We start from the raw sequence: 11,664 nt of genomic DNA, 5'->3' as shown, positions 1-11,664 counted from the left end.
ACCAGGATAAACTGTTCATAGCTTGTAAGTTGTTTCACGAAAGCTCCTCCTTTTTCCAAAGATTTCTCTCTGGAGGAGCTTTTCGTCTTCTTCGGGCTATATATTAAAGGATTTCAACAGAACCATAAAAAATAATTTATTGTGTAGAACAGTAAAAAAGAAAGGAAGTTATGGAAACAATTGATATTAATCATTTCGCGAAAATAAAATTAAAAACCGGAGAAATACTGGAAGCTGTTCCGCACCCGGACGCGGATAAATTGCTTGTTTTAAAAGTAAACCTCGGCGACAAAACTATACAGCTTGTCGCGGGAATAAAATTATCCTATAAACCGGAAGAATTAACAGGAAAGAAAGTTGTAGTTGTTGAAAACCTTGAACCGAAACCTTTGCGCGGCATTCTCTCGGAAGGGATGCTTCTCGCCGCCTCATCTGCAAACGGCCCCGTTATAATAAGCCCGGAAAAAATTGTCGAAAACGGGAGTATGGTCAAATAAATTTTATCCATAAAAAAAACCTAAAAAAAAATCAAAAAAAACCGAAAAAATACTTGACAAACAAAATAAATATTATATAATTATTTTGAAGTTTAGTTTACTAAACTTTTTGTTTTGTATAACAGTCTTTGGGAATTTGATGAACCCAGCCCTTTGTGATAATAAAATGAAAAAAAACAAGAAGGGTTGAGGTAAACAATGAGATGTTGCTTGGCGAATATAGCAGGAGGCGAAGAGCTGGGTGAAAATTGGGAAAAGAATTAAAGAATTGCGGCAGGCAAGCGGTTTGACACAGGAAGAACTGGCGGTCCGGGCGAACCTGACAAAAGGTTTTATTTCCCAGGTAGAACATGACCTGACTTCTTTGTCGGTTGACAGCCTGGTCCAGCTTTTAGCGGCGCTTGATGAGTCGCCGGCTGATTTTTTCAGGGAGACGGTGCAGGAAAAGGTTGTGTTCGGGAAAGAGGACAGGGTAAAAGTTGAAAAGCGGGGGGTAAAGAGGTTTGAACTTCTGGTTCCCGCGGCCCAGAACAGGGAAATGGAACCGGCGCTTGTTATCTTGTCGCAGGGAGAGAAAACACCGCGCGAGGATTCGCATGAAGGCGAGGAATTCGGGTATGTAGTGGAAGGGAAGATCGCGGTCAGGCTTGGGACAAAGTTTTTTTACGCAAAAGAGGAAGATTGTTTTTATTTCACGGCTAATACAGTTCATTACCTGCAAAATGTCGGCCGCAGGATAGCAGTTGTTTTATGGGTTTCATCGCCGCCCATGTTTTAAATTGCGATGCTAAACGGCTGGTGATTCCGTATGGATAATCCGGCTAATAAGGAGGATGGAAAATTGAAAGCATTAGGACGTCATATTCTGGTAGAATACTTTGGGTGTGACCGTAAAATCTTGAATAATCTGGAATCAATCAAAAGATTTATGGATGAGGCCGCTATTCGAAGTGGAGCTACTATTGTTGACAATGTTTTTCATCTTTTCAATCCGCATGGAGTCAGTGGGGTTGTAGTTATTGCTGAATCACATCTGGCAATTCATACATGGCCGGAGTATGGTTACGCGGCCGTAGATTTATTTACCTGCGGGGAAACTGTTGACCCATGGAAGGCATTTGAATTTCTGAAAGAAAAACTGAAATCGAACCATTCTACAACTATGGAAATGAAACGCGGGCAAATTGAAGGGGTCAGGATATTGCGTCATAAACCCGAGATTGTGGTTGATGATCTCTCGGAACTTGAAGTTCCTCTTGAAGTATAGGGAAACTTGTAAATGAGAAGATGTCTAACAAAAGAGAAAGATATATAGTAGAAAAGCTTAATCCCAATTTTGGTTATTTTTACAGGGTAAAAAAAACATTAATCTCAAAAAATACAAAGTTTCAAAAAATAGAGCTTTTGGAAACACCTGAGTTTGGAAATGTTTTACTGCTTGATAATGTTACTCAGGTAGGCGAGAAAAATGAGTTTTTATATCATGAACCTATGGTTCATCCAGCCCTGTGTTCACACCCATTTCCGGAAAATATTTTAATTATTGGTGCCGGCGACGGCGGTATTTTAAGGGAAGTCTTAAAGCATAATACCGTTAAAAATGCCGTGATGGTTGAACTTGACGGCGAGGTCATAGAATTTTCAAAAAAATACCTGGCGCATGTCAATAACAACTGCTTCAGGGATAAACGAGTAAAAGTTATTGTAGGTGACGGAAGGGGCTACCTGGAAAACACAAAAGACAAATTTGACGTGGTAATTATGGATATGACGGACCCTTTCGGGCCGTCAATAATGCTTTATACTAAAGAATTTTTTCAATATGTCAAAAAAGCGTTTAAAGATAAAAACGGCATTTTGACAATGCATACTGAATCCCCCGTCTCAAGACCGAATATTTTTAATTCTATAATAAAGACACTGGAAAGCATGTTTGTAAATGTGAATATTTTTTATTTATATATTCAGATGTATGCTACACTATGGTCAATAGGGGTTTGTTCCGACGCCATAGACACGTCGAAATTGAAACAAGACAGGATATCGCGTATTTTAAAAGAACGTAAAATCGGGAAACTCAACGCGTATTCAGGATTAATGCATGAATCAATGCAGTCGGAATTCCCGTTTATAAGTGCTATCAGAAAACAGCGTGCGCCTGTACTGACGGACAAAAAGCACGAATTTTCCGAAAAAGTAGATTGTAATTTATATTCCCGGCTTGATATTGTTGAGTTGAAAAATAAATGATTTCCTTTAAAAAAGCAAAAACCTATATTGACAAATTCGGCTCGCCCCTTTTACTTCTCTCGAAGGGCCAGGTCAAAGAGAATTATAATATCCTGAAAAAGCACCTGCCGTCAGTAGATTTATACTATGCCGTTAAATCGAACCCGAATATCGAGGTTTTAACGGCCATTAAAGAGATTGATGGTTTTTTTGATTTGGCCTCCATTGGTGAGATAAAAATTCTTGAGGGGCTCAACATTCCCGCGTCAAAATGTATTTACACGCACCCGATTAAAAAAAAAGAAGATATTAAATACGCGCTTGATTTTGGAATTAAATTGTTTATTATCGACAACGAATATGAAATTCCGAAGCTCAGGGACTTCAGGAAAGATTTAGATGTTTTGATCAGGATTTCAATTTCAAACCCCGACTGCCCTGTTGATTTATCCCTGAAATTCGGCGCTGAACCGAAAGATGCGCTGGACTTGATTAAAAAAGCCCATAATGAAGGTATTGCGGTAAAAGGCATCAGTTTTCATGTCGGATCGCAGAATATAAATGCCTATAAATATATTGAAGCATTGGAATATTGCAAAGATTTATTCAAATTGGCCGCACTCGAAGAAATATATTTTGATACCCTGGATATCGGCGGCGGTTTTCCTGTCAGTTATACAAAAAATGTCATACCTATTGATTATTCATGTTCCATTATAAATAATTACCTGGAAAAAAATTTTAGAGATTGCCGGCTTATCGCGGAACCGGGCAGGTTTATTTCCGCGACAAGCCTTACGCTTGTCGCGAGCGTGGTTGGAAAATCGAAAAGAAAGGGTATTTACTGGTATTATATTGACGACGGGCTCTATTCGACCTTTTCCGGCAAGGTGTATGACGCCTGTGATTATAAAATCCTGTATGAAAAATGCGGTGAACTTAAACCGTGTGTGGTTGCCGGACCCACCTGCGATTCTTTTGATATCGTCTATAAGAATATATTGCTTCCGGAATTGGATATCGGCGATATGCTGATATTCCCGAATATGGGCTCATACACAAACGCCAGCGCGACTAATTTCAATTGTATTGAACCGACAAGAATAATAACAATATAGCGAAGGAGATTGAATATGAAAGAGGAAACATTTCAATCTGATTCATGCAATTTGTGGATAACGGACGGCAGGTTTGATAAAATAAGGCTTGAAATAAAAGTCAAAGAAATATGTTTCAGCGGCAAAAGCCATTTTCAGAAAATAGAAGTATTTGATACTTATGAATTTGGCAAAGTATTGATTTTGGGCGGCGTAATTGTCCTTACGGAAAAGGACGAATATATTTACCACGAGATGATTTCTCATGTCCCGTTATTCGTACATCCTAATCCCGGAAATGTGCTGGTAGTAGGGGGCGGAGACGGCGGTGTCGTAAGGGAAGTAATTAAGCACAAAGATGTTAAGCAGATTACAGTTGTTGAGATTGACAAAATGGTGGTTGAAACAAGCAAAAAATATTTTCCCGCGCTTAGCGCGGGATTAAGCGACAAACGGGTAAAAATTGTTTTTAACGATGGTTCTAAATATATCAATGAGGTTAAAGAAAAATTTGATATTATCCTGGTTGATGCTTATGACCCTATCTGCACAATCCAGCATTTAACAGGAAAAGATTTTTTTGAAGATTTGTTTGACCATTTAACTGATGAGGGCATCATGGTAACTCCCTCGCAATCCCCGGTGACAAACTTCAATCTTGTGAAAAAAACATACAAAGGCCTTGCGGATATTTTCCCGATAAGTAAATTATATCTTTCCTGTCTCCCAAGCAGTCCTTTTGGGATGATGAGTTTTATTTTTTGTTCAAAAAAATACGACCCTGAAAAAAATATAATTGAAAATAAATCTGACAATTTCGCAATAAAATATTATAATAGTAATATACATAAAGCGTCTTTTGCGCTGCCGGATTTTATTAATGGGATGTTACAAAAAGGAGAAAAATAATGGGCAAAAAAAAATTAAATCCTTCAACCTTTCTCATGCCGTGCCCCATAGGATTAATTACAACCCAGGGAAGAGACGGTAAACCGAATATAATCACACTGGCATGGATTGGTATAATCGCGTCTGAACCGCCGATGGTGAATATTTCAGTAAGGACTTCAAGATACAGCTATAAGCTTTTGAAAGAAAACGGGGATTTTGTGATTAATATTCCAAGCGCCAGGGATCTTGCAAAGGTGGATTTTTGCGGCACAGTAAGCGGTAAAAACACAGATAAATTTAAAGAGGCAAATTTTACGTTTGAACCGGGCGGCATTGTCAAGGCGCCCATAATTAATGAATGCCCGGTGAATATTGAGTGCCGGACAAAAGAAGTACTGCATTTTTTGACACATGACGCGTTTTTAGCCGAGATTTTGTCGGTCCATGTCAATGAAGAAGTTTTAGATAATGAAGGCAGATGGCAGATCGAAAAGATAGACCCTCTAACTTATTGCCCGCCAAGCCAGGAATATTGGACATTGGGGAAAAAAGTCGGAAAATACGGGTTTACCAAAGGTAAAATATAAAACATTTCCAAAAAATAAAGTATTTTTAAGCAAAAATATATATTTAATGATATAATAAATATTTATGCTTAACGGATTATTAAACCGGGAAACTAACTCAATCGGGACAGGCGGTATAATTTTTGCTTTTTCCGCTCTTTTAAGCCGGTTTCTGGGGTTGGTCCGCGACCGTCTTTTAGCCAATCAATTTGGGGCAGGTGAAACGCTGGATATTTACTATGCCTCATTTCAAATACCCGATTTTTTTTATAATCTTTTTATTCTTGGGACACTGTCTATTGCCTTTATTCCGGTTTTTACCGGTTATATTCAAAACGGGGAAAGGCAGAAATTCAGCCAAGAAAGCCTGGAATTCGCCAATACAATATTAAATGTTGTATTTATTTTTATGGGCGCGGGATGCCTGATACTTATAATCTTTGCGCCTTTTATTTTGCGTTTAATCGTGCCGGGTTTTTCAGGAGAAAAATACGCTGAAACGGTAATGATGACGCGTATTATGCTTTTTTCACCGTTTTTTTTCAGTATCAGCAGTGTGTTCGGGAGCATGCTTACAAGTTTCAGGAGATTTATCGTTATTTCGCTTGCCCCCATGCTTTATAATTTGGGCATAATATTCGGGGTGGTATTTTTAGCACCTGTTCTGGATATCAAAGGGCTTGCTGGGGGGGTGGTCATGGGAGCCTTTTCTCATTTGATGGTCCAGTTCATTGCAACAAAATATCTTGGTTACCGCTATCAAAAAATAATTGATATTAATAATGAAGGCATAAAAAAATTTACCAGGCTTTTTGTCCCGCGGATTATCTCAATGGACCTTTCCCAGGTTAGTGTCCTGGTTGCAAATATTTTCGGGTCTGTTTTAAGCGGAGGAAGTATTGCCGTTTTTAACCTGGCGAATAATATACAAAGCCTTCCTCTGGGGCTTTTCAGCATCTCTTTAACATCGGCCGCGTTTCCCCATCTTTCAGAAGCAGCGGCTGGAAAGAATTTCATGAAGTTCAGGGAAAATCTTTTTAAAACGGGCCGTAAGATTATATTTTTTATGGTTTTTTCAAGCGTAATTCTTTTTATTTTCAGCCAGCCGATTGTCCGATTGCTTCTTTCCACCGGGAAATTTTCTGGTAAAGAAACGGCAATAACTTCTGCTGTCTTGTCCTGTTTTTGCTTAAGCCTTTTTCCCCAGGGCCTTATCCCGCTTTTCCTGAGGGGATTTTATTCCCTGCAGGATACGGTCACACCGCTTGTTATTAATATTATCAGTATCATTGTTGATATATCGGCAAGTTTTTTCTTTATAATGCTGCTGGGTTCGGCAAACCGCGTAAATAAATTTATTTTTGGTTTTTTTGGTATTGTGGAGACAACTGACATCCGTGTTTTAGGGCTGGCGTTAGGTTTTTCGCTTGCAAGCTGGATAAATCTTTTTCTGGTTTATTTCTTGATACATTTTCGTATAAAAAAAATAGATGCATAAATTTGGTTTTTTATCTTTTTTTTCAATATTTTCTTTGGTCTACTTTGGCGGCCATTATTATGTCTATACCCGCCTTGTTAACGGAATATGCCTTGCAACAGCCGCAAGATACTCTATCTTCGCATTTTTTTTCTTATCGTCAATGTCTTTTTACCTGACAAGAATTTTTGCCCATAGTGTTGTAGCACAAAATTTTCACATGGCGGCATATTTTGGAAACGTCTGGGTCGGGATTGTGTCAATATCTGTCGCAATATTTTTTATAAGAGATATTCTTATGATATTTTTCAGGGGAGATAATTTTTTGTATTATTCTGCGATTTTTTCTATTGTAGCCGCGGGATTATTGAGCTTGTATTCTTTTTATAACGTTCACCGCGGCCCAGTAGTGAGAGAAATAAAAATAAAAACGGAAAAGCTCCCCGGTGGTATAAATAGTTTTTCAATCGTCCAGCTTTCAGACCTGCACCTGGATTTTTTGTCATCCCGTGAATGGGTGGAGAAAATAGTCGAGCAAACCAACGCGTTAAACCCGGATATTATTGTTGTTACAGGCGATCTGATTGAGCGGGGAATAGATCACCGGGATGATTTTGCCGTCAAGTTCAGGAAATTATCTTCACGTTTTGGTGTTTTTGCAATTTTGGGGAACCATGAGTATTATGTGGGCGTTAACACCTTTTTCAGGTTCGCGGGGCAGTCAAATATGAGAATTCTCAGGAATGAGAAAATCACTATTTCCGGTTTTTTGGAATTGATAGGGCTTGACGACAAAACAGGCAAGATACCCGGGGAATTTATTTCGGGGATAGAAAATGTTTTTAAAACAGCCGATGACAAAAAATTAGTTGTTGTTTTGGGCCACAGGCCGGATTTTTATAAATATATTTCAAAATTTGGAATTGATTTTTATCTTTCCGGGCATACGCATGCGGGGCAAATCCCTCCAATGGATTTAATTGTTAAGTTGTATTACAAGCATCCATACGGGTTTTATCCGGAAGTTAACCCCAAAAACGGGAAAAAATCTTTTATTTACACTACCTCAGGGACAGGGACATGGGCGCCTCCCTTAAGGCTTTTTTCAAAGTCTGAAATCGTTAAAATTGTTTTTGAAAAATAGATGGAAATATCCAAAAACCGCTTGCTATTAAATACAAAATTAGGTATATTATTAAATAATATTTAAAAAAAGAGTGATAATGAAAAGGTTTTTTTTAAGTTTAGTTATTCCTATAATAATTTCAGGGAATTTATCCGCTTCAGATTCGGAAGTAAAAGAGGATGTTAATTTACCTAAAACAATAGGTTCCCGTATTTTAGGGTTAGGCGGGGCTTTTACGGCCGTTGCGGATGACGCCAACGCCATATTTGTGAATCCAGCCGGTATTCTTCAATTAAGAGGCGGATTTCTGGATATGGGTTATAATGAAAGCGGCGGTAAAAGCACATATAGCGGGCACATGAGCTTTGCAAATTCTTCCCCGCAGGAAAACGAGGCCGGCGGGCTGGGATTTTATACAAAAGGGATTAATGTCCCCGAGGGTAAGAACCGCCATTATGTTGTTCTGATTTCATTGGTCCAGGGTTACAGCAAAGATTTTTATTTCGGCGGCAACGCAAAATATATAAAAAATACAAATAAAAATGTTATAGATGAAACATCAATAAAAGAATCAGCCTTCAGTTTTGATTTAGGCATGCTTTTTAAATTGCATGAATCACTGTCCCTGGGGATTATGGGATACGATTTGGGAAAGCCCGATATTTCAACAAATCCCAGAAAAGTGACAATGGGGTTGGGGCTGAACTTCAGCCCTGTCATAAATATTGGTTTTGATGTTGACCATTTTGCGCAAAAGGACGTGCGTGAACTGGACTATCATGCCGGAATTGACGTTTTGCCGCAGCAGGGCATGAGTCTGCAGCTTGGATATTTTACTGATAAATTAAACAAATCGGAATTCATTACAGGCGGATTCAGGCTGCAGTTTACGCAAAAAGACAGGAACGATTATATTGGTTATGCATATTCCGAGGAACTGCAGGAAGGATTGGACGAAAAAACAGAAAAGCTTCACTCAGTCTCTATAGGATTGTTCTACTAAATCTACAAATATGTCAAAAAAAATTCGTAATTTTTCAATTGTCGCGCATATTGACCACGGTAAATCCACATTGGCCGACCGCCTGCTGGAATGTACTGAGACTATCCAGAGCAGAAAGATGATGGAGCAGGTCCTTGATAAAATGGACCTTGAGCGGGAGCGTGGGATTACAATAAAGGCCCATACCTGCCGGCTCATTTATAAAGATAAGTCAGGGGATGTTTATCGTTTGAATTTGATTGATACTCCCGGCCACGTGGATTTCAGCTATGAAGTGTCCCGCAGTCTTGCCGCCTGTGAGGGGGTCGTCCTTGTAGTGGATGCCGCACAGGGAGTTGAGGCGCAGACAATCGCCAATTATTATCTCGCAAGAGAAAATAAACTGCGGATAATTCCGATAATCAATAAGATAGATCTTCCAAACGCCGATATACCAAGGACAAAAAACCAGGTTGTTCACCTTACAGGGTGTGAGGAAAAAGATATTATAGAAGTCAGCGCCAAGAAGGGTGTTGGAATCGAGGAACTTTTGCAGGCCATTATTAATAAAATCCCGGCCCCGAAAGGCGAGGAAGGTTCTCCTTTATCAGCGCTTATTTTTGATTCTTTTTTTGATACATACAGAGGAGTGGTTATTTACGTCAGGCTTTTCCAGGGCAGGGTGGCCCCCGGTATGAAAATAAAATTCATGTCTAATAATAAAGTTTTTGAAGTGCTGGATGTCGGTGTGTTTAATCCTGAAATGTCAAAAGAAAAAGAACTGTCCTGCGGCGAAGTAGGATATATTGTCGCAGGGATCAAGCAGGTCAAAGACGTTTCACTCGGGGACACGGTAACGGACGCGCAAAATCCTGTTAACATCCCGTTGCCGGGATATAAAAAAATGCAGCCCATGGTTTTCTGCGGTTTATATTCTGTAGAGGCAAATGAACACAATTTATTAAGGGAGGCGCTGGAAAAATTAAGTTTAAATGATTCATCTTTTGTTTATGAACCGGAAGTTTCCCAGGCGCTTGGTATAGGTTTCAGGTGCGGGTTTTTGGGAATGCTTCACATGGAAATAGTCCAGGAACGGCTGGAAAGGGAGTATAATCTTAATTTAATAATCAGCACGCCAAATGTAGTATACCAGGTCATGAAAAGAAATTGCGAAATACAGCTCATTGAAAATCCGTCGGAATTCCCGCCGCCAAGCGAAATTGAAATTGTTGAAGAACCTTATATCAGGGCCATGATAATGATCCCGGCTGAATATACGGGGCAGGTGATGACGCTTTGCCAGGAACGGCGCGGGAAATATCTGGAAGTCCAGTACCTCGATAAGACCCAGGCGATACTCCGGTATGAATTGCCTTTATCTTCGGTAATTGTTGATTTTTATGATAAATTGAAATCTATGACAAGGGGATATGGTTCTTTTGATTATGAATTAATAGGTTACCGTCCGGATGACCTTGTAAAAGTGGATATCCTGATCAATCATGAAAAGGTGGAGGCGCTTTCCTTTATTGCTCACAAGGACGAGGCATTTTACCGCGGCAGGGATTTAGCGGGCAGGCTCAGGGAAATTATACCCCGCCAGCAATTCGAGGTGGCCATCCAGGCGGCAATAGCTTCCCGCGTTATTGCCAGGGAAACTATAAAACCATATCGAAAAGATGTTACCGGTTATCTTTACGGGGGAGACGTGACACGCAAGAGGAAACTTCTGGAAAAACAAAAAAAAGGCAAAAAACGGATGAAAATGCTTGGCCGTGTGGAGATACCGCAGGAGGCATTCATGGCGGTATTGAAAAGGGAATAGTTATAATATTTTTCTGCTCAAAATATTCCGGACAAGTTCTTTGAATTGGTCGTTTTTAAATGGTTTGGTGACATACGCGGCAAGATTGGCATTTACAAGTTCGTAATCATTCTTCATGTATTGAAAAGCGGTACACACGATAATAGGCATATTCTGGTCAATTTTTCTTACCTGCTGGATAAGTTCGATCCCGTGCATCCCCGGCATTTTAATATCGGTAATTATAAGGTCAATTTTATTGGATGCCATTTTATCCATGGCCTCCAGGCCGTTTTTGGTTAAAATCAGATTATATTCTTTGATTTTCCCGAAAAGTTCCTTATACACAAAGTGTATGGCGGAATCGTCGTCTACAATTAAGATGTTATACATTTAAGAAACACCCTTTCTTGGCAAAACTATTTCAAAACAGGTCCCGTCTTCTTTACTGCTCGAGACTTTAATTACCCCCCCGTGCATTTCAACTATTTTTTTTGATAAAGTTAACCCGACTCCGGTTCCATCTATTTTTGTGGTGAAAAACGGTTCAAATATATTTTTTTCGATTTCAGGAGATATCCCCTTGCCGTTATCTATAAATTTTATTGCGATATTATTCCCGTCAAAAGAAGACCGGATTTTTATTTTACCATTATTTTCAACCGCGTCAATGGCGTTTACGAGTATATTTGAAAAAACCTGTTCGACTTTTGAGCCATCAGCTATTATCATAGGTAAATCTTCGGCTAAATTAACTTCCAACTTGATTTCTTTTTTACTTAAAGTATATTTTAAGGAAGATACGGTTTTTGTAATAAGAGTGTTTATTTGTTGTTCAGATTTGAACAATGCGGGAGACCTTGAAAAACTCAGCGTATTGGCTATCAGGTTGCTTAATTTTTGAGATTGTTCGATTATTACTTCGGTATATTTTTTACAGGAGTTATCTTTCCCGGTATTTTCGTTAAGTATGTCCGATATTGATAAGATTACCT

13 protein-coding genes are annotated in these 11,664 nt (G+C 39.1%); 11 read left to right on the top strand and 2 right to left on the bottom strand.

The window, feature by feature from the left end; all coding sequences use genetic code 11:
* The first annotated feature begins 170 nt into the window (after positions 1-170).
* The 11 genes from AB1498_00955 to lepA all read left to right on the top strand — a co-directional run bounded on the left by AB1498_00955 (position 171) and on the right by lepA (position 10,690).
* The gene (locus AB1498_00955; protein MEW6086871.1) at positions 171-497 is read left to right on the top strand and encodes a hypothetical protein; all 327 of its coding nucleotides are present in this window, start codon (positions 171-173) and stop codon (positions 495-497) included.
* A 241-nt stretch (positions 498-738) separates the two neighbouring features.
* Positions 739-1,275 (top strand): cupin domain-containing protein, encoded by a 537-nt coding sequence (locus tag AB1498_00950; protein MEW6086870.1) that lies wholly within the window; start codon positions 739-741, stop codon positions 1,273-1,275.
* 63 nt (positions 1,276-1,338) lie between these two features.
* Entirely contained in the window at positions 1,339-1,764 is a 426-nt protein-coding gene (gene speD, locus AB1498_00945; GenBank protein ID MEW6086869.1) for an adenosylmethionine decarboxylase, read from the top strand.
* A gap of 20 nt (positions 1,765-1,784) precedes the next feature.
* Positions 1,785-2,747, top strand: a complete 963-nt coding sequence (gene speE / locus AB1498_00940; protein MEW6086868.1) for a polyamine aminopropyltransferase — start codon at positions 1,785-1,787, stop codon at positions 2,745-2,747.
* Complete coding sequence (locus AB1498_00935) at positions 2,744-3,844, top strand: type III PLP-dependent enzyme (GenBank protein ID MEW6086867.1); 1,101 nt, start codon at positions 2,744-2,746, stop codon at positions 3,842-3,844. The genes speE (AB1498_00940) and AB1498_00935 overlap by 4 nt, the downstream gene beginning before the upstream one ends.
* Before the next feature lie 15 nt (positions 3,845-3,859).
* On the top strand, positions 3,860-4,732 hold the full coding sequence (gene speE, locus AB1498_00930) for a polyamine aminopropyltransferase (protein ID MEW6086866.1): 873 nt from the start codon (positions 3,860-3,862) through the stop codon (positions 4,730-4,732).
* The gene (locus tag AB1498_00925; protein MEW6086865.1) at positions 4,732-5,301 is read left to right on the top strand and encodes a flavin reductase family protein; all 570 of its coding nucleotides are present in this window, start codon (positions 4,732-4,734) and stop codon (positions 5,299-5,301) included. The genes speE (AB1498_00930) and AB1498_00925 overlap by 1 nt, the downstream gene beginning before the upstream one ends.
* A 64-nt stretch (positions 5,302-5,365) precedes the next feature.
* Complete coding sequence (gene murJ / locus AB1498_00920) at positions 5,366-6,778, top strand: murein biosynthesis integral membrane protein MurJ (GenBank protein MEW6086864.1); 1,413 nt, start codon at positions 5,366-5,368, stop codon at positions 6,776-6,778.
* Positions 6,771-7,901: a metallophosphoesterase gene (locus AB1498_00915; protein ID MEW6086863.1), complete on the top strand. Its 1,131-nt coding sequence runs from the start codon at positions 6,771-6,773 to the stop codon at positions 7,899-7,901. The genes murJ and AB1498_00915 overlap by 8 nt, the downstream gene beginning before the upstream one ends.
* 79 nt (positions 7,902-7,980) lie before the next feature.
* Entirely contained in the window at positions 7,981-8,886 is a 906-nt protein-coding gene (locus AB1498_00910; protein ID MEW6086862.1) for a hypothetical protein, read from the top strand.
* Between the two features lie 10 nt (positions 8,887-8,896).
* Positions 8,897-10,690: a translation elongation factor 4 gene (lepA, locus tag AB1498_00905; GenBank protein MEW6086861.1), complete on the top strand. Its 1,794-nt coding sequence runs from the start codon at positions 8,897-8,899 to the stop codon at positions 10,688-10,690.
* On the opposite strand, the gene AB1498_00900 is transcribed toward lepA, so the two are convergent.
* Complete coding sequence (locus AB1498_00900) at positions 10,691-11,062, bottom strand: response regulator (GenBank protein ID MEW6086860.1); 372 nt, start codon at positions 11,060-11,062, stop codon at positions 10,691-10,693. It lies immediately after the preceding gene.
* On the bottom strand, positions 11,063-11,664 hold a 602-nt coding region (locus tag AB1498_00895; GenBank protein MEW6086859.1), incomplete at its 5' end, for an ATP-binding protein.

The organism is bacterium, assembly GCA_040754625.1.
Classification (GTDB): Bacteria; JACRDZ01; JAQUKH01; order JAQUKH01; family JAQUKH01; genus JAQUKH01.
Note: the sequence above shows the minus strand (reverse complement) of the source record. Positions and strands in the feature narration are given on the sequence as shown.

Bases quoted from the DNA above. Each gene is read 5' to 3' on its own strand.
- AB1498_00955 (MEW6086871.1), top strand. From the start codon at position 171: ATGGAAACAATTGATATTAATCATTTCGCGAAAATAAAATTAAAAACC.
- speE (MEW6086868.1), top strand. From the start codon at position 1,785: ATGTCTAACAAAAGAGAAAGATATATAGTAGAAAAGCTTAATCCCAAT.
- AB1498_00935 (MEW6086867.1), top strand. From the start codon at position 2,744: ATGATTTCCTTTAAAAAAGCAAAAACCTATATTGACAAATTCGGCTCG.
- speE (MEW6086866.1), top strand. From the start codon at position 3,860: ATGAAAGAGGAAACATTTCAATCTGATTCATGCAATTTGTGGATAACG.
- AB1498_00925 (MEW6086865.1), top strand. From the start codon at position 4,732: ATGGGCAAAAAAAAATTAAATCCTTCAACCTTTCTCATGCCGTGCCCC.
- murJ (MEW6086864.1), top strand. From the start codon at position 5,366: ATGCTTAACGGATTATTAAACCGGGAAACTAACTCAATCGGGACAGGC.
- AB1498_00915 (MEW6086863.1), top strand. From the start codon at position 6,771: ATGCATAAATTTGGTTTTTTATCTTTTTTTTCAATATTTTCTTTGGTC.
- AB1498_00910 (MEW6086862.1), top strand. From the start codon at position 7,981: ATGAAAAGGTTTTTTTTAAGTTTAGTTATTCCTATAATAATTTCAGGG.
- lepA (MEW6086861.1), top strand. From the start codon at position 8,897: ATGTCAAAAAAAATTCGTAATTTTTCAATTGTCGCGCATATTGACCAC.
- AB1498_00900 (MEW6086860.1), bottom strand. From the start codon at position 11,062: ATGTATAACATCTTAATTGTAGACGACGATTCCGCCATACACTTTGTG.